This window comes from Rubrobacter tropicus, assembly GCF_011492945.1.
In the GTDB taxonomy this organism is placed as follows: Bacteria; Actinomycetota; Rubrobacteria; order Rubrobacterales; family Rubrobacteraceae; genus Rubrobacter_D; species Rubrobacter_D tropicus.
The window spans coordinates 2,102,065-2,124,047 of the sequence record NZ_CP045119.1; the positions used below are offsets into that span (position 1 = coordinate 2,102,065).

Genomic DNA, 21,983 nt, shown 5'->3' on the forward strand with positions numbered 1-21,983 from the left:
GAAACCTGATGCCTGAAACCTCCAAAGGAGGTAATTCACGCTGAGAGATAAAAACGCCTTGCAGGTCGTGCCCTTGGGAGGATTGGGCGAGATCGGCAAGAATATGACCGCCGTTCGCCAGTCGAGCGGCATGATCCTCGTCGACGCCGGGATGTCTTTCCCGGACGAGGAGATGCCTGGTATCGACCTGGTGCTGCCGGACTTTACGTTCCTGCGCGAGCACGCCGACGAGCTAAAGGGGGTGGTTCTCACCCACGGGCACGAGGACCACGTGGGCTCGTTGCCCTACCTTTTGCGCGAGTTCAACGTTCCGGTGTACGGGACCAAGCTGACGCTCGGGCTCGTGCGGAGCAAGCTGCAGGAGTTCGGGATAAAGAAGGGGGACCTGCGCGAGATCAAGGCCGGGGACACCCAGAACCTGGGCGGCTTCGGCCTCGAGTTCATAAACGTCAACCACTCCATCCCGGACGCCATAGCCATCGCGATCCGCACGACCGCGGGTTTGATCCTGTTCTCCGGGGACTACAAGATCGACCTGACCCCGATCGAGGGCGACCCGATGGACCTCGGCCGCCTCGCGGAGCTCGGTAACGAGGGCGTGCTCGCGTACTTCGGCGACTCCACGAACTCCGAGCGGCCCGGTTTCGTGCCGTCCGAGAGGATCGTCGGGGAGACGCTCAACGACGTGTTCCAGAAGGCGAAGGGCAGGATCATCGTGGCCTCCTTCGCCTCCCACATCCACCGCGTGAGCCAGGTCGTCGAGGCCGCCAAAAAGCACAACAGGCTCGTGGGTGTTGCCGGACGGTCCATGGTCCGCAACGTCCAGATAGCGCGCGACCTCGGATACCTGGATCTTCCGGACAACATGTTCGTGGACCAGCAGCGGGACTTCGGCAGGATCCCGGACTCCGAGATCGTCGTGATGATGACGGGCTCGCAGGGCGAGCCGCTCGCCGCGCTCAGCCGGGTCGCCAACGGCACCCACCGCTCTATAGAGGCCGGTCCAGGCGACACCGTCGTCATAGCGGCCCACCCGATACCGGGCAACGAGCGGGGCGTCTCGCGCACTATCAACAACCTGATGAAGCGGGGGGCCGAGGTCTGCTACAGCCCCCTGATGCCCGTCCACGTCTCCGGCCACGCGGCCCAGGAGGAACAGAAGATAGTCCTCTCGCTGCTCAAGCCCCGCTACCTGGTGCCGGTCCACGGCGAGTTCCGCCACCTGCGCCACCACGCGAACACGGCGATGACGCTCGGAATACCCGAGGAGAACATCTTTATCCTGGAGAACGGCGACAGGCTCGAGTTCAAGAACGGCAAGGCCCGCCGCGACGAAAGCGTCTCCGCCGGCATGTTCCTGGTCGACGGCGGGGGCCTCGCAGAGGGCGCCTCCGGGGTGATGCGCGAGCGCCAGCAGCTCTCCGAGGACGGCATGTTCATAGTCGTCGCCAGGGTCAACGCCCAGAACGGCCAGCTTCTCGGACCCCCTGACCTGATCTCGCGCGGCTTCGTCAGCCCTCAGGGCTCGAACGGCCTCATGGAGCAGTCCACGGAAACCGTCCGTAAAACCCTCGAGCGGACCGCCAAGGGCCGCGTCACCGACCGCGGCGAGCTCAAAAACGCCGTGCGTAAGGACCTCTCCAGCTTTCTCTCCAACAAGACCGGGAAGCGCCCGATCATCCTTCCGCTAATAGTAGAGGTCTAGCCCTAGACCTCTACTATATGGTGCGGTTGAGGGTCCGGCCCGCTGGTTTAGGCTAGACTTCTACCGTGGCTACACACAGAAGCGCCCCGAAAAAGACGGCAAAGAAGGCGTCCCCGAACAAGGGTCGCGCCAAAGGGACCCGCAAGAAGGCCCAGCCCCCCTTGATGGAAGGCCTGCGGGAGGCCGTAAGCCGCGAGGCGGTCGGCATCGCGCTGCTCGCCCTGGGTCTGTTTTTCAGCGCCGCCTTCTTTACCGGGCGGGGGCTTTTCTGGGGAAGCCGGCCTCTTCGTGGCGCGCAACCTCCTGGGCGAGGCCGGCCTGGCGTTGGCGCCGCTCGCCGCGCTGGGCGGGCTGCTGCTTCTTCTAGACCGGTTGCCCGGAAGGGCTGTTATCGGTACGGCCCTGCTCCTTACGGGGGCCGCGACGACCTTCGGGGCCGCCATGCCCCGGCGCCTGCTTTTCGCGAGCGAGGCTTACCCCGACGCGGGCGGCGCCGTCGGCAGCGCCGTCTACTACGCCGTAGACCTCGTCGGCGGTACTATCGGGACCGTGCTCACCCTCGGGCTTCTCTACGCCCTCGGCCTCTCCCTGCTCACCGGCGTCGGCTTCGCGGCCGCGCTCACGGCCCTGCGCGACGGCGCGATCCACCTTGCCGACTACGCCCGAAGGTTTGGGGAGAGCCTTCGAGACGGCGGTAAGTCCCGAACGGACAAACCGGCCGCCGTGCGGGAGCGGCCGGCCGAGCCGCCGGCGGAGCCCGAGGTGCGCGACCTGCACGAGGAGTTGGCGCCCGAACCCCCGCGCCGCCCGAGGAGGAAGACGCGCCGACGCGGGAGTTCGAGGTGGTGTTGCCGGAGAGCTCCGGGGGGCTGCCGCTCGAGGAGGCCCGTCCGGTCGAGCCGGGGGAGTACACGCCGCCGTCCTTCGGCCTGCTGGAGGTCGGGCACGGGGTCCCGGAGCACGACGCGGAAGGGACCAGCGAACGCCTGACGCGGGCGCTCGCGGACCTCGGGGTCGAGGCGCGCGTGATCCGGGCCGTCGTAGGCCCCCGCGTTACCCGCTACGAGCTGCGGCTCGGCAGCGGGGTCAAGGTGGGCAAGGTCAGGAACCTGCAGCAAGACATAGCCTACGCCCTGGCCGCCACGGAGGTCAGGATACTCGCCCCGATCCCCGGCAAGAGCGCGGTCGGGGTCGAGGTGCCGAACACGAGACCGGCCAAGGTAACCTTGGGCGACGTCTTCAGGGAGTACCCCGAAGCGAACGACTGGACCCTGCCCGTGGCCCTCGGCAAGGACATCTCCGGCCGGGCCGTGTTCTTCGACCTGGCCGAGATGCCGCACCTGCTCGTCGCCGGCACCACGGGAAGCGGGAAAAGCGTGATGCTCAACGGGTTGCTCACCTCGCTTCTGCTGACCACCGATCCTCGCCAGGTCAAGATGGTCCTCATAGACCCCAAAAGGGTGGAGCTCTCGCCGTTCGGGCGGGTGCCGCACCTCATAACCCCCGTCGTCACGGACGTCAAGAAGGCCGCCAACGCGTTGCAGTGGGCCGTCGCCGAGATGGAGCGGCGCTACGAGGTTTTGGAGAGGATGGGGTCGCGGTCGCTGGAGGGCTACAACATAAGGGCCGAGACGCAGATGCCCTACGTGGTGATCGTCATAGACGAGCTCGCCGACCTCATGATGCAGGCAGGCGCCAAGGTCGAGGACTCCATAGTGAGGCTCGCCCAGAAGGCGAGGGCCGTGGGCATCCACCTCGTCGTCGCGACCCAGAGGCCGAGCGTCGACGTCATAACCGGCATGATCAAGGCTAACATCCCGAGCCGGATCGCCTTCGCCGTCTCGAGTCAGGTGGATTCGCGCGTGATCCTGGACGGCGGCGGCGCCGAGTTTTTGCTCGGCATGGGCGACATGCTCTTCAAGCCCGTCTCCGCCCTGAGAAGCTCCAGGGTGCAGGGCGCCTTTATCTCGGAGAACGAGGTCGAGCGGGTGGTGGGCGCCTCCGAGGACGCCGCCTCGGGCAGGGCCGAGCCCCACTTCGTCGAGGAGGTCACCCAGCAGCCGAAAAGCGACAAGGAGGAGACGGACGAGCCCGAGGACGACCTCTTGCCCGAGGCGGCGAGCTTCGTCGTGCAGACCCAGCAGGCCTCCGTGAGCGCCGTGCAGCGGCGCTTTCGGGTCGGGTATTCGCGGGCCGGCAGGATCATCGACGCGCTAGAGCGCAAGGGCATCGTCGGCCCGTACGAGGGCTCGAAGAGCCGCGCCGTCGTGGCGAGCGCGCTAGATATCGAGTCCATGTTCGAGGGCGGGGAACCGGGCGACAAACCCGAGGGCTGGTAGCGTCTATGGTAGGCTTTTAGGCTGCATGGAAGACGGCAATCACACACCCGGCTCGTCCAACGGCGAAGGCAAGATCGGGCGCGTTCTGGAGCGGGCCAGGCGGGACAGGGGCCTCTCATTAGAAGAGGCCGAGCGGGCTACCAAGATCCGCAAACGCTACCTCGTCGGCCTCGAAGAGGACGACTACACGGTCCTCCCCGACGCGGTCTACGCCCAGGGTTTCTTGAAGACGTACGCCAACTTCCTGGGCCTCGACGGCGCGGGGCTCTCCCAAGAGCTCAGGACCCGCAGAAAGCCGCGCCGGGAACGGGGGTTGAGCTACGCGCCCCCCGAGAGCGAGTTCGAGCGGCCGATCATCAACCCGGGCGGCGTCTCGGGCGCCCGCAAGCGCAAGATACCGCGCTCTACCATCATCGCCTTCGGCGTAGCCGCCCTCGTCATAGCCGCCCTTATCGGGGCCCTGTACTTCGTGGGCCTGAACGTCAGGGCCTCGACCGGGGACGACGTCCGGGCGGAGGCCCCGGCCAACGAGGAAGACCAGAGGGCGTCCGGCGGAGGGGCGGGGCAAGGCGGGGAACGGCCCGCGTCCGGGGAGCAGGTCGCCAACGAGGCAGCGCTCGACACGCTCAGGGTCGGGGTGAGCGTGGAGGGGTCGCCGGCCTGGATCCGGGTCCGCTCCGACTCCGAGACGGTCTTCGAGCGGGTGGCCGAGCCCGGGTACTCCAGGACTTTCGAGGCGCGGCGCGTGGTCGGCATCGAGGCGGGGAACGCCGGCGCCGTCTCCGTCGAGGTCAACGGCCAGGACGTGGGCCCCCTCGGAGACCCCGGACAGGTGCTCGACAAGAGCTACACCCTGAAGTCCGCGGGCTGAGAGGCCCCCACCCGGAAACCCTCTTGGGAGGCCCCCGGCGCTGCAGTATAATTTCCTGCGAGGAATACCGATCACGCAAGAGCCATCGACGCACGCGTTTCGTGGAGGATGCATTGGACAAGAGCAAAGCAATAGACGCCGCGGTATCCCAGATAGAGCGGCAGTTCGGCAAGGGCTCCATCATGAGGATGGGCGACGACGAGAGGCCAAAGGTCCCGGCCATCTCCACGGGCGCCCTCGCGCTCGATTTGGCGCTCGGTGTCGGGGGATTGCCGCGGGGCAGGATCGTCGAGATCTTCGGCCCCGAGTCCAGCGGTAAGACCACCCTCGCCCTGCACGTTATAGCGGAGGCCCAGAAGTCCGGCGGCCTGTGCGCCTTCGTCGACGCCGAGCACGCCATCGACCCGGACTACGCCCAGGCGATCGGGGTGAACCTGGAAGACCTCTACTTCTCCCAGCCGGACAACGGCGAGCAGGCCCTCGAGATAGCCGACACCCTCATCCGCTCCGGCGCCCTCGACGTCGTCGTTATCGACTCCGTCGCCGCCCTCGTGCCCCGCGCCGAGATAGAGGGCGAGATGGGCGACTCCCACGTGGGGCTTCAGGCCAGGCTCATGAGCCAGGCCTTGCGGAAGCTCTCGGGCTCCCTCAACCGCTCGGGGACGACGGCCATCTTCATAAACCAGCTTCGGGAGAAGATCGGGGTGATGTTCGGCTCCCCCGAGACGACGCCGGGCGGCCGCGCCCTGAAGTTCTACTCCAGCGTCAGGCTCGACATCCGGCGCATCGGCGCCCTGAAGGCCGGCAACGACACGGTCGGCAACCAGACGCGGGTCAAGGTCGTCAAGAACAAGGTGGCGCCGCCGTTCAAGGTCGTCGAGTTCGACGTCATGTACGGCGAGGGCATCTCCCGCGAGGGGAGCCTGCTCGACATCGGCATCGAGAACGGGGTGGTCCAGAAGTCCGGCGCCTGGTTCGCCTACGGCGACGAGCGGCTCGGGCAGGGCCGCGAGAACGCCAAGACGTTCCTCAAGGAGAACGAGGGCGTCCGCAACCGCGTCCTCGCCGACATCTACGACAAGCTCGGCTTCGACAACCCGAACGCCGGGGCGAACGCCGGGGCGAACGCCGGGGCGAACGCCGACGGCGCTAACGGGTCCGCAGAGAGGGCCAACGGCGTCGCGGACCAGGACCTCGTCGCGGAGGCCCCGGCGGGTCGGCCGGTCTAAGGGCGGTCCGGTTTGCCCGAGATCACGGGCGCGAAGGAGCGGCGGAACCGGGTCAGGATCTCCGTGGACGGGGAGTTCTGGGCCGAGCTGGACGCCGCAGTCGCACGAGAACGCGGCCTCCGTGAGGGGGCCGCGTTCTCGTGCGAGGAGCTCGAGGAAGCCAGGGTGGCGGGGGAGAGGCCGCTCGCCATGGGCCGGGCCCTGAACCTGCTCGGCTACCGCGCGCGGTCCGAGGGGGAGGTCCGAGAGAGGCTCGGGCGTTACGGGTACGCGTCAGGGACCATCGAGGTCGTCGTTGCCCGCCTGTTCGAGCTCGGTTACCTGGACGACGAGGAGTTCGCCCGCCAGAAGGCGCGGGAGAAGGCGCAGCGATACGGGCCCAGGCGGGTCTCCGCCGACCTGCTCAAGAGCGGGGTCGGGCGGGAGGTGGCAGCGGTGGCTGTCGAAGAAGAGTTCGCCGGTCGGTCCGAGCTCGAGGACGCTAGAAGTGCTGTGGCGCGGCGGTATAATGGGGTGGGATCCGAGGCCGAGGCGCGCAGGGTCTACGGTTTTCTGGCGCGTCGCGGTTACTCGGCCGGGGTCTGCGCCGAGGTCGCCGGGGAGCATCGGGGACGGGCGTAGTCCCAACAAGGACTGTCCATTTAACTCGATGCCGGGCCTCGAAACAGGGGCCCGTTGAAGGAGACAACCCGTGAATGTTCTGTTACTGGTCCTCGGGCTTGCCGTTGGCGCGATCGCCGGAACGGCGGTCGGCTACTTCGTCTGCAGATCTCGCATGCAGGCCAGCCAGACCCAGGCCCGCTCCGACGCCCGCTCCATAGTAGAAGACGCCCGCCGCGAGGCCGAAGCCGCCCGTCGCGAGGCCGAGCTCGCCGCCAAGGAATCCGCGCTCAAGCTCAAAGACGACGCCGAGGCCGAGATCCGATCCCGCCGCGCCGAAGTCTCGCGCGTCGAGGAGCGCCTGGACAACCGCGACGCCGCCCTCGAACGCCGCGAGGGCGAGCTCGAAGCCCGCCGCAGGCGCCTGGGCGAAGACGAAGAGGCGCTCGCCCGCAGAAAGGAAGAGCTGCAGCAGAGAGAATCCGAGCAGCTCAGGATCCTCGAAGAGCTCTCCGGCCTCACGCGCGACGAGGCCGAGCGCCGCCTCTTCTCCGGCCTCGAATCCGAGCTCGAGACCGACCTCGGGAAGATGGTGAGGGACATGACCATCGAGGCCGAGGAGAAGGCCGACCAGGAGGCCCGCAGGCTCATCTCCACCACGATGGAGAGGGTTGCCTCGGACCTGACTTCGGAGTCGACGGTAAAGGCCGTCAGCCTTCCGTCGGACGACATGAAGGGCAGGGTCATAGGCCGCGAGGGCAGGAACATCCGGGCCTTCGAGGCCGCGACGGGCGTGGACGTCATAATCGACGACACGCCCGAGACGGTCGTGATCTCGTGCTTCGACCCCGTCCGCAGGGAGGTCGCCAGGGTTGCCATGGGCCGCCTGGTGCAGGACGGCCGCATCCACCCTGGGCGCATCGAGGGCATCGTCGCCAAGGCGAAGAAGGACGTCGAGAAGGAGATGAAGGCCGCCGGGCGCCAGGCGCTCTACGACGCCAAGATCACGGGCAACATGCACAACGACCTGACCCGCCTGCTCGGCGCCCTGAAGTACCGCACCTCTTACGGCCAGAACGTTCTCGCCCACTCCGTGGAGGTGGCCAACATCTGCGGCATGATGGCCCAGGAACTCGGCGCCAACGCCAAGCTCGCCCGCAGGGCCGCCCTCCTCCACGACGTCGGCAAGGCTATAGACCACGAGGTCGAGGGGACTCACGCCATCATCGGCGGGCGGTTCGCCAAGAAGTCCGGCGAGTCCGACGACGTGGTCAGGGCCATAAGCGCCCACCACCACGAGATCGAGATGGAGACGGTCGAGGACGTGCTCGTCGCGACCGCCGACGCCGTCTCGGCGGCCCGCCCCGGCGCCCGCCGGGAGACGACGGAGACCTACATCGAGCGCCTGCGCTCCCTGGAGGACATAGCGCAAGGGCACCGCGGCGTCGACAAGGCCTACGCGATCCAGGCCGGGCGCGAGATCCGGGTGATGGTCCAGCCCTCCGAAGTCGACGACCGTATAGCAGCCAAGCTCGCCTACGACATCTCCAAGCAGATAGAGACGGACCTCGAGTACCCGGGCCAGATCAAGGTGACCGTCATCCGCGAGAGCCGCGTCAGCGAGGTCGCGCGCTAGCGCGATGGAGGGACCCTACAGGGACCTCGGCTCCGGCTTCGCCCGCCTCACCGGCGTCGAAGGCGCCCGCCGGGGCCCCTCCCCGATAACCCACGTCGAGGACGCCCTCGTCGAACTCCTGCGCAACGCTCGCGACGCCGGCGCAGCCCGCGTCTTCGTCGCCTCGACCCTGACGGGCCGCCGCTTCCGCACCCTGACGGTAATTGACGACGGCACGGGCATCCCCGACGCCTACGCCCCGCTAATCTTCGAGCCCGGCGTTACCACCCGCCACCTTGCGCCAGTCCCGGACCCCGCCGCCCGCACGGGCTCCCACCACGGGGCGGGCCTCGCCCTCTACCACCTCAAACGGGCCGCGACCGCGGCCGAAGTCCTCTCCCCGTCACGGCCAACCGCCCTCAGGGCCACGTTCGACACCAGAACCCTCCCCGAACGCACCCTCCAGTCCGCCTCCCGCACCTCGAGAACGAACCTCCTCGCCATCGCCGAGTCCTTCGCCCGAGAATCGGCCAACGCCACCATCTACTACGATTCCCCCGCCAGCATCCTGGCAGCCCTGTTAAAAAACCACATAATACACACAGAAGAGAGCGTCGGTAGACTACGCGATAGGGCATCGGGTATCGGCCTTGACCTCTCGTCCCGGACGGTGCAGCGGGTGTTGAGGGGTGAGGTCCGGCCAGCCAGCGAGTTGACCGTAGACGAACCGGGAATTCGTCCGAAAGAGACGCGTCGAGGGAGAGGGACGGGGAGTGGGGGGGCCGTGTTGCCCTTCGGGGAGAAGGAAAAGGCCGAGATCGCGGCTATACTGGGACGGGCGGCCCGCGCCGGGTACGTGGAGGTGGACGACCTCAGGGTAGTGTCGCGCCCAGGTGAGATCCTCCTGAAAGCCCGCGTCTACGAACCGGAGGAAGAGTATGAGTGAGACCACCCCGTGCAACTCACCCGCAAGCCGAAGCCCGCCCCAAAACGGCACCAGGCGCGGGCAAGACGGCGTGCATAAGGACCTTCGGCTGCCAGATGAACGTGCACGACTCTGACAGGATGCGGCGCATGATCCTGGACGCAGGGTACGCCGAGGTCCCGCGCTACGAGGACGCGGACATAGTCATCCTCAACACCTGCTACGTGCGCGAGAACGCCGTGGACCGCGTCCGCGGACACTTGGGCGAACTCACCCGCCTCAAGAGGTCCGGCCGCCTCAAAAAAGTGGCCCTCACCGGCTGCATAGGAGCCGCCGAAGAATCCGAAACCCTCCGCCGCCAATTCGGTATAGACCTCGTTTTGGGTACTCATAATACGTACGAGTTGGCCGAGTTCGTGGGGTTACCCACGATGGAAGAGACGTACACTCCCGAACTACCGGGGACGGAAGGCGGACACTCAGCTTTCGTCACGATAATGACCGGCTGCAACTACCGGTGCAGCTACTGCATAGTCCCGACCGTGAGGGGAAGGATGGTGTGCAGGTCGAAAGAGAGCATCCTCTCTGAGGTGGATCGGCTAGTGGAGGGCGGCACCGGGTACGTGACGCTGCTCGGGCAGACGGTGGACGCCTGGAGGCAGGACGGCGAGAGGTTCTGTGATCTGCTGGAGGCGGTCTCGGAGCGGGCGCCGAGGGTGTGGTTCACCACCAGCCACCCGTCCAACATGGAAGACAGGACTCTGCGGGCCATCGGCGAGAGGGAGACGATAGTAAAGCGGCTGCATTTGCCGGTCCAGTCCGGTTCGGATCGGATGCTGAAGATCATGCACCGCGGTTACAAGGCAGAGAGGTACAGGCGAAAGATAGAAGTCTTCCGGGAGGCCGCGCCGGGCGGGACCCTGAGCACGGACATCATAGTCGGGCATCCGGGGGAGACGGAGGAAGACCACGAGGCGACCTTGAAGCTCGTCGAAGACTGCCAGTTCGACTCCGCGTACGTCTTCAAGTTCTCGCCGAGGGATGGGACCGAGGCGGCTAACATCGGGGGTGTCGTTTCGCAGGAGGTGGCGCAGAAGAGGTTCGTCGAGGTGTTGCGGGCCGTCGAGGGCAACGCTTTCAGGCGGAACAGGGCAAAGATAGGGGCCGTCGAGGACGTGTACGTCCGTCACGGGGCCAACGAGGAAGGGCGCGCCATAGGCGAGACCTGGAGCGGGCACGCCGTCCACCTAAAGACGGGAGCGGTGCCCGGGTCGTACGTGAGGGCAAGGGTGGGATCGGCCGGCCCTCACGTGCTCTACGCGGAACCGATCCGCTAAAGGGAGCGGTCGGCACGAAGAGGCAAAAAAAGAAGGTTCTCGCAGTCTGCGGTCCCACGGCCGCCGGCAAGAGTGACCTTTCGGACGCTCTCGCGGAACGTTTCTCCGGGGACTTTGGGGTCCACGTTCCGGTGATAGCCGTCGACTCGATGCAAGTCTATTCGGGGATAGAGAAGATCACGAACCAGTCGAGGAGAAGGCCGGCGGAGCTCGTCTGCGTGGTCCCCGTCACGGAGCGCTGGACGGTGGCCAGACACGCTGAGGAGGCGCTGGATATTATCTCGGGCTCAAAGAACGGGGTCGTGCTCGACGCCGGCACCGGGATGTACCTAAACGCCATCCTCCTGGACATACCGATGGCCCCGAAGGTGCCCGCGCTGGTTAGAGAAGCGGCGCAAAGGGCCACCGTAGACGATGCGAACCCCCGCAGGGCCTCAAGGTCGGCCGAGCTGGAGATGTCCGGGGCCGACAAAAGGGGCTCCATCTGGTCCGGGGACTTGAGGTACGAAACGACGATGCTCTACATAAGGCCGCAGAGGGACGTGCTGGATGCCTCGATCTCCGAAAGGTCGGAGAGGATCTGCGAAACCGGCCTGGGGGAGGCGCGGATGATCCAACGAATGCAGAAGGAGGGGCAGGAAATAAACCCCTCCGTCCTGGAAGCCGTCGGCGTCGCGGAGATGCTGCAACTGGCCGACGGGAGGATCACGGCGGAGCAGGCGAGAGACCGTATCTCCGCGAGAACGAGACGGCTCGCCAGAAAGCAGATGCGCTGGTTCGATAAGCTGGCGAGGACCATCGGGAATCGCGCGAGAATCGTCACCGTGGGCGACCCCCAAGGCGGGGAATTGAATACCATGCATGATACAATGTGGGAATGATGGATCTCACGGAAGAAGGGAACGCTCGGGCCGTTTTGGTTGGGGCCGGGGAGCCCCGTCACATGGGGGAGTTGCGGAGGCTTGCGACGACGCTCGGGATGGAGGTCGTTGGTGTCGTGGAGCAGGCGAGGCGGGACAACGCCGGCTACATTGGCCTCGGCAAGCGCGAGGAGTTGCGCGGGGTCGTCGAGGAGGCTGACGCCGGGTTCGTGGTGACGGATGACGAGTTGACGGCCTCCCAGGCTAGGACCCTGGAGCGGGGATCCGGCGCCAACGTGGTCGACAGGACGGAGTTGATCATACGCATCTTCGAGGTCCACGCCGGGGATGCCGCGAGCAGGCTTGAGGTCGAGCTGGCGGACCTCCAGTACCGGCTGCCCAGGGTCAAGGGCCGCAACCCCGAGCTCAGCCGCCTCGGCGGCGGCAGGGGCGGGTCCGGCGGAGGGGCCAGGCGGGGCAGCGGCGAGCAGCAACTGGAGTACGATCGCCGCGTCATAAGGGGCCGCATAGACACGATAAACAGGAAGCTTCGCCGGGAGAAGGTGGGCCGCGAGGTCCGCGGGGCAAGGCTCAAGGAGGGGGCCACGCCCACCGTCGCGCTCGTCGGCTACACCAACGCCGGAAAGACCACGATCCTGAACGCGATGAGCGGGGCCGGCAGATCCACCAAAGACCGGCTCTTCGAGACGCTCGAGACCACCACACGGACCGTACAGGGGACCGCCACGGCCAATGGCTCCGAAGGCGCGCACCCAGACTTCGTGGTAACGGACACCGTCGGCTTCATAAGGAAGCTGCCGACCCAGCTCGTACACTCGTTTGCCTCGACGCTCGAGGCCGCCATCGACGCGGACGTCCGCGTCCTGTGCGCGGACGCCTCCAGCCCCGAGCTCCCCGACGAGATAGCCACCGTCGGCCGCACGCTCAGGGAGGGCCTCGTCGGCGGCGATAACGAAGAGCCCTGGGATATCCTGTGCCTGAACAAGATGGACCTCGTGGGCGAGGAGAGGGCGTGGGATTTGCGCGCCGAGTACCCGGACGCCGTCTTCGTGAGCGCCACGGGGGGAGGCGTGGGGCCCCTGCTGGAGGCCGTGTACGGCGAGATCTCGGTCCGGCGGGAGAGGATCGAGGTCCTCATACCCCACGAGGATTACGCGCAGGCGAGCAGGCTTTACGGGCTGGCCGAGATCCACGACCAGAAGAGCACCGAAGAGGGCCTCTGGATGGACGTCAGCCTCCCGAGATCCGCCTCGGCCAGGTACTCCCGCTACAGGGTACCCGGTTAACGGGACCGCACCAATGGGCGACCAGACGCCCCCAGGCGTCTACGACGACCTGAGACTGCCCGCCCCCAAAGACCCCGCAAGGCCTTACGTCCTGGTGAACATGGTCTCCTCCGTTAACGGCGTGGCCTCCGTAGGCGGAAAAGCCGCCGGTATAGGGAAAAGCGCGGACCGGAAGGCAATGAGGGGGCTAAGGTCCGTCGTCGACGCCGTGATGGTCGGCGCCGGGACCCTCAGGGCGGAGAGGATGAGGCTCGGCCTGGATGACCCTTCCTTGCCGCAACCTTTGGCCGTTATCCTCTGCGGCCCCGAACCGCCGACCATCGGCGAGAGGCTGATCAGGGACCCCGCCCAGCGCGTGCTACTCGCGTTCCCCAAAGAAGCTTCTGGCGCGTACGAACACCCCACAAAAGGCATCGACCTGATGCCGACGCCGAGCCTTCCCGACGGCCGCGTGGACCTCAGAGCCGCCCTGCGCAAGCTTCGAACCGACCACGGCGTGGCGCGGCTCCTGGTCGAGGGCGGCCCGAAAACAAACGGCGCGCTCCTCGCGCAAGGCCTCGTGGACGAACTCTTCGTCACCATCTCGCCGCTACTACTCCCGACTACCGGCGGCCACATCGTCGACGTCGGCGCGGGCGCTTCGCGCGAACTGAGACTCCACTCCACCAAAACATCCGGCGACGAAATCTTCCTGAGATACACCGTGCCAGGGGGCCAACCAGGCCCCTGACGGACGCAAAATTCAACTTCCGAGAATTACCGTTATGCGAAGTTGGAGCGCGAGGGGGGCGAAGGGTAGTAAGCTGGGGCCTTCGATAACGTTTGGGAGACGCGAGTCAGGAGGCGGTGTTGTGGCTTTGGATCTTGAGGCCTTACCCCTTGGTGATGACGCCCCGCGGGTGGTCAACGCGGTCGTCGAGATACCGGTCGGAAGCCGCAACAAGTACGAGTGGTTCCCGGGGCTCGGGCTTATAGGTCGCGACAGGGTCTTGCCCGGGAACGTCCGTTACCCCGTCGAGTACGGCTTCCTTCCTTCGACGAATTATCAGGGAGATCCCTTCGACGTCCTGGTCGCCGCGTACGAGCCAACGTTCCCCGGCTGCGTCATCAAAGCCCGGCCCGTCGGCGCCATGCACCTGACGGATACCGAGGGCGAAGAGCACAAGATACTCGCGGTCCCGGACGACGATCCACGCTTCGACGCCATAGAAACCATCGACGACTTCCCCGAGCAGAACCTGCACGAGATAGAACAGTTCTTAGAAGTCTACAAACGACTCGAAGGCGACGAACGCGCCGAGGTGCACGGATGGCTCTCGCTCGAAGAGACGTACGACCTGATACGCAAACACGCCACATAGGTGTGCCCACCCACCGGGATCGCCTACATCGGCAATGTATTATATTGATATGCCTTGCTAGCGAGTTCTTCGGCTCGGCGGATGTAGCGCATGGTCGTCTTGGGGTCCGAGTGGCCGAGGAATTGCTGGATGACGAGTAGCGGGGCTTCGTTCACGGCCATGTTGGTGCCGACGGTGTGGCGGATGGAGTGCGGGCTTATGGGTTTCGTGATGCCGGCTGCGCGGACGTATTTCTTGACTATGTTCTGGACGGAGCGGGTCGTGAGGGGCTTGTCCTTGCCGACCCGGGAGCAAAAAAGCGGCTTGCGGGCGTCGGCGTGGGAGTTGAGGCTGCGGTCGGAGAGGAGGACGTAGCGCTGGATGAGGCGCCACAGCTCGGGAGATATCGGGACGTTGCGGATCTTGTCTCCTTTGCCGAGTACCCGTAGCAGGACCACGTCGTCTCCGGAGTCCTGGAAATCGGAGAGCTTGAGGCCAACGACCTCGGCCTCCCGCAAACCACACGCGGACATCACGGCCAGCATCACGTAGTTGCGGTAGTTGTCCGCCCGGGCGGCGTTCAACATCCGCCGCAGTTCGTCCTCCGTCAGCACGTTGTAGGCCGGGTCCTGGCGGACGCGCGGGCTCTTCGCGAAGAAGCGCAGGGCCTCGGGGTTGACGGTGGTCGCGCCGGTCATGAACGTGAAGATCAAAAACCGCCGCAGCACAGCCAGCTTTTTCGCCGCCGTCGCCGGGGCGTAGTCGTTTATCAGGCGCTCCCTGTAGATCGACACGTCCTCAGCCGTCAGAGACGCGAGGTCCTTTCCCATCTCCCCCGCCATGTAGACCACGAACAGCCGTATCTCTGTATTATAGGTTTTTATCGTCTGGGGCTCGTGAGGGTGCGGAGGTAGAGGGTGATGAGGCGGTCGGTATCGGGCGGGAGGTTTGGGGCGGGGGTTGGGTTGTGGGCTGGGACGGGGAGGTCAGTCATTTGGGGTGGCGTAGGTTATCAGGGAGACGACTTCGTAGGGTTTGAGGCGGGATCTCCCGTCCAGGTAGCCGAGTTCTATTAGAAAGGCGACGCCCGCCACGGTTCCTCCGGCGCTCTCGACGAGGTCGCACATGGCGCGGGCGGTGCCGCCGGTGGCGAGGAGGTCGTCGGCGACGAGGACCCTGGCGCCCTCCGAGACCGAGTCGGCGTGGGCTTCCAGGATATCGGTGCCATATTCGAGGTCGTAGGAGGCCGAGATCGTCTCGCGGGGGAGTTTATTCGGTTTGCGGGCCAGGATCAGGCCCTTCCGGGCCCGGTACGCGAGGGCCGTGCCGAAGACGAAGCCGCGGGCCTCGGCCGAGAGGATGCGGTCGTACTCCAGGTGCTTCGTGGCCCCGTGAAGGGCGTCCGTGGCGGCGTGGAGGGCGTCGCCATCCTCTATGAGGGGGGTTATGTCTTTGTAGGAGATGCCCGGCTTCGGGAAGTCTGGCACCGTGCGGATGCGGCGCTCGACACGATCGAGCGCGTTGTGGGGTCCCCGGTCAGCGTCACGGCGTCAGGGGGCGAAGGTGTCGATCACGTTCGCCATCATCAGCTCTTTCATGCGGGAGTCGACCGAGGCGAGGTGGCGGGCCTTGTTCATGGCCTCGGCGACCCTGCCGTCGTCCCTGCTGCGGAGCTCCGGGTTGACCACCTGCTTGAAGAGGGCGGCCTCGCGGTCGACGGCGGCCATGATGCCGCGCAGGTGGCGCGGTTGGATCGAGTACTTCGCCATCTCCTGGGCGAGGCGCGCGATCTCCGCGTCGCGCTGGGTGAGCTCGCCGCTGCGGCCTATCACGCCCACGGTCACGAGCTCGTCCACGAAGCGCGAATCGGTCTCTAAAGTGTCGGCGAGCTCCTCGCGGGTGTAGGTCCTGTCTTCGAGGACCCGCGAGAGGTCACCGGCCGCGTCCCCCCCGCCCGCCGGGAAACCGCCCCCGCCCTCGATGCGCTTCTTAATGACCTTGAGCGGCAGGTACTCCTTGTCCTGGAGGGTGAGGATGTACTTCAGAAGCTCGATGTCCTGGCCGGAGAAGAGCCTGTAACCTCCGCGGGTGCGGGTGAGGTTGATCAGACGCCTGCGCTCCAGGTACCGGATCTTGCTGACCGAGAGCGTCGGGAACTCGGGCCTCAGCCGCTCGACCACCTCGCCGATGGTGTAGCTGTCCTTGCCCCCACCGCGCCCCCGCGTCCCCTGGCCCAGCATGGGGTCTTCCCGGGAACGGTCCTGCGCGCCAGGATCCGGGTCCGGTGTCTCAGCCATCGGCGACTCAGCCAACGGCTGTTCCGCCAGGGGCTGTTCCCCGATCGGGTCCGCTTCGGGGCCGAGCACGTCTTCGCGCGCATCGTCGGCCCTGGGGTCTTCCCTCGGGGGGCTGGTCCACCTGCTCCTGTACGTGTCTCCGTTCTCCAAGAAGTTAGCTCCCATCCTCTACATCGGGTCTTCTTCGCGCCCGCCCCTGCTAGCTCCGCTAGGCGTACACGAACCTGAACCGGTACTTTCCTACCTGTATCTCGTCGCCGTTGCGCAGGTCGACCGAGTCGACCCTTACCCTGTTTACGTAGGTGCCGTTGAGGCTGCCGGCGTCCCGGATGAGGAAACCCCGGTCGCCGCGCACTATCTCCGCGTGCCTCCTCGAGACGGTGACGTCGTCGAGAAAGATGCTGCTGTCCTGGCCGCGGCCCACGGTCACCACCGAATCGTCTATGTCGTGCATCCTGCGCCCGGCCGTCCCCTCGACCTGGTCGAGCTCTATGAGAGACGCGCCGCCGGGCCCGCCGCCGGAGGGCGCGGGCGATTCGACCTCGTCGCCGAAGCTCGGGGCGAAGGAGACCGTGCTCTGGCCGGCGTCCAGCTTGGTCCCGCACTCGGCGCAGAACCTCATGCTGCGCGTGATCTCGGCCCCGCAGTTGGGGCAAACCATCACAGGTCCCCACCCCTCTCCCCCAAAAGAACCCTCGCCAGCTCCTCGGGCGGCAAAGACGCAACCCCCCGGTCCACGAGCTCGGCCCGGATCAAATCGACCCTGCCTCGCAAGACCTCGTGCCGGTAGGCCGCCGCCCGCTCCTCGACGGCGACCCGCGCCAACAGCTGGCGCAGTTCTCCTTCGGAGAGCGCCGTGAAGTCCTCGGCGGCCTCCCAGTCGAAGCCGCCGGACCGTGTGAACCCATCCTCAGACATGGACGCAGTATAGCGCGACCTCAACCTGAAGCGCAATCTCAGCTTGAGGCACCTGGACCCCTCAGGAAGGTTCGGCCGGGCCGTCTTCGATCAGGGACCGGACCAGTTCGACGTACTCGCCGGCGAGGGCGCGGGGGTCGGCGCCGTCTCCCGGCTCGGCGTAGACGTAGAAGACGGGGTTGTCGGGGTCGGGGAGCATGAGCACCCACCCGCCGTCCGCGTTCAGGCGCACGCCCTCCGTGAGGATGGCGTCGGGGTCGCCGCCGAACCGCTCCGCGAGGCCGCGCATGACGCGCCCCTTGGCGGTCCACGGGCATTCCAAACGCTCGCGGACCACGTTGCCGAACGAGTCGTCGAAGTTCTGGCGGACGGCCGAGAGCGGTTCGGCTCGGAAGGCCTCCAGGGCGCGGGCGAGCGTCATGAAGCAGTCGGGGGCCGGGAGGAAGGACGGGAAGATGTATCGGCCGTCGGCCAGGGAGGCGAGGTCCGCGCGGGCTTCCGCTGCTTTGATGGCGACGTTGCCTATGCCGGTGCGGCTGATCTCGACGGTCCCCCCGCCCTCTTCGGCGAGTTTTCTGTACCCGCTGCTCAGGTTTATCGGGAATACGGACCGGCGAGGACGGGTGGTCCGGATGAGGCACGCCAGCATCACGTCTGACGGGACGAGCCTGCCCTCGTCGTCGACGAACCGGACCTGCTCGGCCTCGGGCCCGACCACGGCCCCGAAGACGGCCCCGACCGTTGGGACGATGCGGGCGACCCGCTCGATGCTCTCTTCGAGGTCGACGCCGGGGCCGGACCCGACGACGTTGGCGTTCGTGAACCCCTCCATAACTACGGCGCCTATGCCGAGGCGCGAGAAGACCCGGCTGGCGACGAGGCCGGCGACGCCGCCGTAGAAGTCGACGACTATCGTGGCGCCGGCCGTCTTGTCCCTGTCCACGACGCGCTCCAGGCGTTCGACGAACTGCTCGACCACGCGCCCCGGGTAGATGAGCTCCCCTATGTCCTCCCCGTAGGCCCTGCGGTACTCCTCGCGCACGAAGGCCTTCTCCACGTCGCGCTGGTCGCCCTCGGTCATAGGGGTGGCGTCGGAGGAGAAAAAGAGGATCTCGACGTCGTCGGGGTCGGCGCCGGCCCTCACGTGCACGCCGGCGGACGAGCGGCCCGAGAGAACGTCGTGGCGCACCACGCCCGCGTGGGCCGCCCTCAGGTCCCTGATGTTTATGCCGGTCCCGAGGAGGGCCGCCGTCATGGCCCGCTTGGCGACCTGGGCGGAGCGCGAGGCGTCGCGGCCTAAAGTTACGACGGCGCCGGGGTCGAGCGTCGTGCCGAAGGAGGAGGCGAGGCGGGTGACGAACTCGGGGGTGAGGTTCACGTTGAACTTGCCCGTTACGACCCCGCCCTTGAAGACCGTGCGAAGGCCCATGGTCTCGTAGATCAAGGAGTGGGTGACGTTCGCGCCGGCCTCGATGGTCTTGTGCGGGTAGACCTTGACCTCGGGGGCTATCGTGGCGCCCTCGCCGACTATCACGTCGTCGCCGAGGGCGCTGCGCTCGAGGATCCTGGCCCTGGCCTGGACGTAGGAGTTGCGCCCGACGAGCGTGTCCTTGAGCTCGGCCCCGTCGCCTATGTAGGTCCCGTCCGCGATGACGCTCCGCTCGACGGAGGCGCCGGCGGAGACCACGACGTTGTCGGCTATGACACAGTAGGGGCCGATGGTGGCGGCCGGGTCTATGCGGGTGTTCTCCCCGATCACGACGGGCCCTTCGAGCTTCTCGTCTGCGACCTGGGCCCTGCGGCCGACGAAGATATTCTCCCGAAGCCGGGTTCCGGGAGGCCTGACGTCCCTGACCTTCCCGTCGAGCACGTCGCGCTGGGCCGAGGCGAACTGCTCTAGCGTCCCTATGTCCTCCCAGTAATCCTCCGTGACGTAACCGTACATGGGCCGGCCGGCTTCCAAGAGCTTCGGGAAGAGCTCCTTGGAGAAATCGTACTCGCCCTCTTCCGGTATCTCGTCCATCACCGAGGGTTCGAGCAGGTAGATGCCGGTGTTGACGGTGTCTGAGAAGACCTGGCCCCAGGCGGGCTTCTCCAGAAAACGCGAGACGCGCCCGTCCTCCTCCAGGATCACGATGCCGAAATCCAGGGGGTTCTCCACGCTTTTCAGGACCATCGTCGCCTCCGAGCCCTTCTCCTCGTGGAAGCGCAAAAGTCGCGTCAGGTCCGCGTCGGTGAGGGCGTCGCCGCTGATGATCAAAAGCCGCTCGCCCTCGAGGCCGAGTTGTTTTTCGGCCATCTTGACGGAGCCCGCGGTGCCGGCCGGGGCGTCCTCGACGGAGTAGCCGATGTTCACGCCCCAGTCAGAGCCGTCGCCGAAGTAGTCCCGGATCTCCTCGGGCATGAACTGCAGCGTCACGGCGATGTCCGTGAACCCGTGGCGTTTCAGGAGGCCGACTATGTGCTCCATGCAGGGCAGGTTGGCTATCGGGATCATCGGTTTGGGCTGGTCGCTCGTGAGCGGCCTCAGACGCGTGCCCTGGCCGCCGGCCATTATGACGGCCTTCATCGCAATGCCTCGCGGAGGCCCGAAGCCCCCACCAAAATCACAGGCCAAGCTCGACGCATTCTCTCTCCCCTTCTAACCCGCCGGTAGACTTCCTTATCGTACCCGCCGCGCCGGGTGGGCTAACGGCTGCTCCTGGCCTTTACGCCGACGGCGACGCCCCACAAATCGTAGCGCTCCCTGAGGGCGTTCTCGACGTAGCGGATGTAGTTGTCCGGCAGATCGTCCGGGCGGTTGGCGAAGAGCGTGAAGCGGGGCGGGGTGGTCCCCGTCTGCGTGGCGTACCGGATCTTGACGCCCCTCGGCGGGGCGTTGCGGTCGACCAGGGCGTTCACGAACTCCGCGATCTCGTGCGTGGGCACCCGCAGCCTGTATGCCGCCCTCACGCGGGATGCGAAGGGGAGCACGTCTTCCACACCGGCCCCGGTCAGGGCCGAGATCGGCAGCGAGTGGGGCTTGAGGTCGGTGAGACGGGCCGCGACGCCCTCCGCGACCTCGCGCAGACGGTCGGGCGAAACGAGGTCCCTCTTGTTGACGAGGACCCCGCAGGCCCGGCCCGACTCCTGGATCTCGCGCGCAACCCGCAAGTCCCCGGCAACGACGCCCTCGACCGCGTCGACCAGGAGCAGGGAGACGTCCGAGCGCCGGATCGCCCCCGAGGTCCGCAGGGAGGAGTAGTAGGGTACCCCGCTCGCCTTCCTGGCCGTCTTGCTCACCCCGGCCGTGTCCAGCAGGAGGTAACGCTCACGCCCGCCGGCCGTCTCGAACTCGACCTCGCCCGCGACGGCGTCGGTGGTGGTGCCGGCCACCTCTGAGACGACCGCCCGCTCGGCGCCGAGGAGCCGGTTCAGGAGCGTGCTCTTGCCGACGTTCGGCCTTCCCACTATGGCGAGCCGGGGGAGATCCGAGTCCTCCTCAGCCGGGGTCTCCGGCAGCAACGCGACGACGGCGTCCAGGAGATCGCCGACGCCGAGGCCATGTATGGCCGAGACGGCGTGGGGCTCTCCCTCGCCCAAAGAGTGGAAGCCGTGGCGTTCGGTGTCGTCGGCGGGGTTGTCCAGCTTGTTGACGGCGAGGACCACCTTGGCGGGGGAGCGGCGCAGTTCGCGGGCGATGGCCGCGTCGGCCTCCGTCGGGCCGAGCCTGGCGTCCGTGAGGTGCAGGATCACGTCCGCCTCCTCGACGGCGACCCGAGCCTGCAACGTAACGAGGGACTCGAGGCCGACCTTCGCCCTCGGCACCATGCCGCCCGTGTCCACAAGGTCGAACTCGGCGCCGGCCCAGTCGGCCCTGTTGTACGAGCGGTCGCGGGTCGTGCCCGGCTGGTCGGAGACGACGGCGTCCCTGCGGCGCAGGATCCTGTTTATAAGCGAGCTCTTGCCCACGTTCGGGGCGCCCACGACGGCAACAACGGGGAGACGGCTCACTTCTGTCCCTTCCGGTTCTGTTTCGGCAGCGAGTAGATGGTGCGCAACACGTCGTCAGCCGCCTCGCGGTACGCCTGGCCGCCGCGGAGTCCCGCGTCGAGCGTCATGGGATCCCCGACTATAAGGCGCAGGCGCCCGCCGCGCAGGCGTGCGCGGGGGCCGGGGATCTTGCCGACGAAGACGGGGAGCACCGGGGCCCCGCCCCTGATGGCGAGAAGAACGGCGCCGCTCTTTGCCTCCCTGGCCGTCCCGTCGTCCCTGTGCGTGCCCTCGGGGAAGATGCCGAGCGCCCACCCCTCTTTGAGGAAGGCGAGCGCGGCCCTGACACCCGCGCGTCCGCCGCCCTCGCGGTCGACAGGGAAGGAGCCGATGAACTCGAAGAACTTCTTGTACGGGGGTTCGAAGAGCTGCTTTTTCGCCATCCACTGCATCCTTCTCGGTACGGCCATGCAGACGAGGACGGGGTCCGGGTACTGGGTGTGGTTCGCCGCCACCACCAGGGGGCCGCCCTTTGGCACCTTCTCCATGCCTTCGATGGTCAGGCCGAAGAGGAGCCTGCAGAGGAGGATCATGAACCGCCTGAAGAGGTCGTAGCGGCGGGACATCCTGGTGGGCGTGCTCCGTCCCTCGAAGGCCGTCAAGGGTTC

General features: G+C 66.8%; 20 protein-coding genes and 1 pseudogene. 13 read left to right on the forward strand and 8 right to left on the reverse strand.

Annotation, left to right across the window (positions count from 1 at the left end; translation table 11 throughout):
* Window positions 1–67 precede the first annotated feature (67 nt).
* The 13 genes from GBA63_RS10450 to GBA63_RS10505 all read left to right on the forward strand — a co-directional run bounded on the left by GBA63_RS10450 (window position 68) and on the right by GBA63_RS10505 (window position 14,149).
* Complete coding sequence (locus tag GBA63_RS10450; protein WP_228282536.1) at window positions 68–1,705, forward strand: ribonuclease J; 1,638 nt, start codon at window positions 68–70, stop codon at window positions 1,703–1,705.
* Window positions 1,706–1,993: 288 nt separating this feature from the next.
* Window positions 1,994–2,695 (forward strand): hypothetical protein, encoded by a 702-nt coding sequence (locus GBA63_RS23580; RefSeq protein ID WP_228282415.1) that lies wholly within the window; start codon window positions 1,994–1,996, stop codon window positions 2,693–2,695.
* Window positions 2,692–4,044, forward strand: a complete 1,353-nt coding sequence (locus tag GBA63_RS10455) for a DNA translocase FtsK (RefSeq protein ID WP_266096315.1) — start codon at window positions 2,692–2,694, stop codon at window positions 4,042–4,044. Before GBA63_RS23580 ends, GBA63_RS10455 begins: the two co-directional genes overlap by 4 nt.
* 25 nt (window positions 4,045–4,069) lie before the next feature.
* Window positions 4,070–4,915 carry a helix-turn-helix domain-containing protein gene (locus tag GBA63_RS10460; protein WP_166175858.1) on the forward strand — a complete coding sequence of 282 codons (846 nt, stop codon included), beginning with the start codon at window positions 4,070–4,072 and terminating at the stop codon, window positions 4,913–4,915.
* A gap of 101 nt (window positions 4,916–5,016) precedes the next feature.
* Window positions 5,017–6,144 carry a recombinase RecA gene (gene recA / locus GBA63_RS10465; RefSeq protein ID WP_166175860.1) on the forward strand — a complete coding sequence of 376 codons (1,128 nt, stop codon included), beginning with the start codon at window positions 5,017–5,019 and terminating at the stop codon, window positions 6,142–6,144.
* Window positions 6,145–6,156: 12 nt separating this feature from the next.
* Window positions 6,157–6,765, forward strand: coding sequence for a regulatory protein RecX (locus tag GBA63_RS10470; protein WP_166175862.1), 609 nt, complete (start codon window positions 6,157–6,159; stop codon window positions 6,763–6,765).
* A 70-nt stretch (window positions 6,766–6,835) separates the two neighbouring features.
* Entirely contained in the window at window positions 6,836–8,380 is a 1,545-nt protein-coding gene (gene rny / locus GBA63_RS10475) for a ribonuclease Y (RefSeq protein ID WP_166175864.1), read from the forward strand.
* Between the two features lie 4 nt (window positions 8,381–8,384).
* Entirely contained in the window at window positions 8,385–9,305 is a 921-nt protein-coding gene (locus GBA63_RS10480) for an ATP-binding protein (RefSeq protein ID WP_166175866.1), read from the forward strand.
* Window positions 9,302–10,621: a MiaB/RimO family radical SAM methylthiotransferase gene (locus GBA63_RS10485; RefSeq protein WP_166175868.1), complete on the forward strand. Its 1,320-nt coding sequence runs from the start codon at window positions 9,302–9,304 to the stop codon at window positions 10,619–10,621. Before GBA63_RS10480 ends, GBA63_RS10485 begins: the two co-directional genes overlap by 4 nt.
* A gap of 149 nt (window positions 10,622–10,770) precedes the next feature.
* Window positions 10,771–11,502 (forward strand): tRNA dimethylallyltransferase, encoded by a 732-nt coding sequence (locus GBA63_RS10490; protein WP_166175870.1) that lies wholly within the window; start codon window positions 10,771–10,773, stop codon window positions 11,500–11,502.
* A 62-nt stretch (window positions 11,503–11,564) separates the two neighbouring features.
* Window positions 11,565–12,788 (forward strand): GTPase HflX, encoded by a 1,224-nt coding sequence (gene hflX, locus GBA63_RS10495; RefSeq protein WP_166175872.1) that lies wholly within the window; start codon window positions 11,565–11,567, stop codon window positions 12,786–12,788.
* Between the two features lie 13 nt (window positions 12,789–12,801).
* A complete protein-coding gene (locus GBA63_RS10500; protein WP_166175874.1) occupies window positions 12,802–13,518 on the forward strand; it encodes a RibD family protein in 717 nt (238 codons plus the stop codon).
* A gap of 121 nt (window positions 13,519–13,639) precedes the next feature.
* A complete protein-coding gene (locus GBA63_RS10505; protein ID WP_207957193.1) occupies window positions 13,640–14,149 on the forward strand; it encodes an inorganic diphosphatase in 510 nt (169 codons plus the stop codon).
* A gap of 23 nt (window positions 14,150–14,172) precedes the next feature.
* Here the strand turns inward: GBA63_RS10505 and GBA63_RS10510 are convergent, their stop codons facing one another.
* The 8 genes and pseudogenes from GBA63_RS10510 to GBA63_RS10545 form a co-directional block, all read right to left on the reverse strand.
* Window positions 14,173–15,012 (reverse strand): tyrosine-type recombinase/integrase, encoded by an 840-nt coding sequence (locus GBA63_RS10510; protein WP_228282538.1) that lies wholly within the window; start codon window positions 15,010–15,012, stop codon window positions 14,173–14,175.
* 102 nt (window positions 15,013–15,114) lie between these two features.
* A pseudogene (locus GBA63_RS10515) lies at window positions 15,115–15,636 on the reverse strand (adenine phosphoribosyltransferase); the annotation flags it as partial.
* A 42-nt stretch (window positions 15,637–15,678) separates the two neighbouring features.
* Entirely contained in the window at window positions 15,679–16,575 is an 897-nt protein-coding gene (gene ftsR / locus GBA63_RS10520) for a transcriptional regulator FtsR (RefSeq protein ID WP_166175880.1), read from the reverse strand.
* Window positions 16,576–16,633: 58 nt separating this feature from the next.
* Window positions 16,634–17,086 carry an FHA domain-containing protein gene (locus tag GBA63_RS10525; RefSeq protein WP_166180061.1) on the reverse strand — a complete coding sequence of 151 codons (453 nt, stop codon included), beginning with the start codon at window positions 17,084–17,086 and terminating at the stop codon, window positions 16,634–16,636.
* Window positions 17,086–17,343, reverse strand: coding sequence for an RsiG family protein (locus tag GBA63_RS10530; RefSeq protein ID WP_166175882.1), 258 nt, complete (start codon window positions 17,341–17,343; stop codon window positions 17,086–17,088). Before GBA63_RS10530 ends, GBA63_RS10525 begins: the two co-directional genes overlap by 1 nt.
* A 61-nt stretch (window positions 17,344–17,404) precedes the next feature.
* Window positions 17,405–19,912, reverse strand: coding sequence for a sugar phosphate nucleotidyltransferase (locus tag GBA63_RS10535; protein ID WP_166175884.1), 2,508 nt, complete (start codon window positions 19,910–19,912; stop codon window positions 17,405–17,407).
* 119 nt (window positions 19,913–20,031) lie between these two features.
* The gene (gene der, locus GBA63_RS10540; RefSeq protein WP_166175886.1) at window positions 20,032–21,336 is read right to left on the reverse strand and encodes a ribosome biogenesis GTPase Der; all 1,305 of its coding nucleotides are present in this window, start codon (window positions 21,334–21,336) and stop codon (window positions 20,032–20,034) included.
* A complete protein-coding gene (locus GBA63_RS10545; RefSeq protein WP_166175888.1) occupies window positions 21,333–21,977 on the reverse strand; it encodes a lysophospholipid acyltransferase family protein in 645 nt (214 codons plus the stop codon). The genes der and GBA63_RS10545 overlap by 4 nt, the downstream gene beginning before the upstream one ends.
* Window positions 21,978–21,983 lie beyond the last annotated feature (6 nt).

Excerpts from the sequence above, each read along its gene's own strand:
- GBA63_RS10460 (WP_166175858.1), top strand. The coding sequence starts at position 4,070 with ATGGAAGACGGCAATCACACACCCGGCTCGTCCAACGGCGAAGGCAAG.
- GBA63_RS10480 (WP_166175866.1), top strand. The coding sequence starts at position 8,385 with ATGGAGGGACCCTACAGGGACCTCGGCTCCGGCTTCGCCCGCCTCACC.
- GBA63_RS10490 (WP_166175870.1), top strand. The coding sequence starts at position 10,771 with ATGCAAGTCTATTCGGGGATAGAGAAGATCACGAACCAGTCGAGGAGA.
- hflX (WP_166175872.1), top strand. The coding sequence starts at position 11,565 with ATGGGGGAGTTGCGGAGGCTTGCGACGACGCTCGGGATGGAGGTCGTT.
- GBA63_RS10500 (WP_166175874.1), top strand. The coding sequence starts at position 12,802 with ATGGGCGACCAGACGCCCCCAGGCGTCTACGACGACCTGAGACTGCCC.
- GBA63_RS10525 (WP_166180061.1), bottom strand. The coding sequence starts at position 17,086 with ATGGTTTGCCCCAACTGCGGGGCCGAGATCACGCGCAGCATGAGGTTC.
- GBA63_RS10530 (WP_166175882.1), bottom strand. The coding sequence starts at position 17,343 with ATGTCTGAGGATGGGTTCACACGGTCCGGCGGCTTCGACTGGGAGGCC.
- GBA63_RS10535 (WP_166175884.1), bottom strand. The coding sequence starts at position 19,912 with ATGAAGGCCGTCATAATGGCCGGCGGCCAGGGCACGCGTCTGAGGCCG.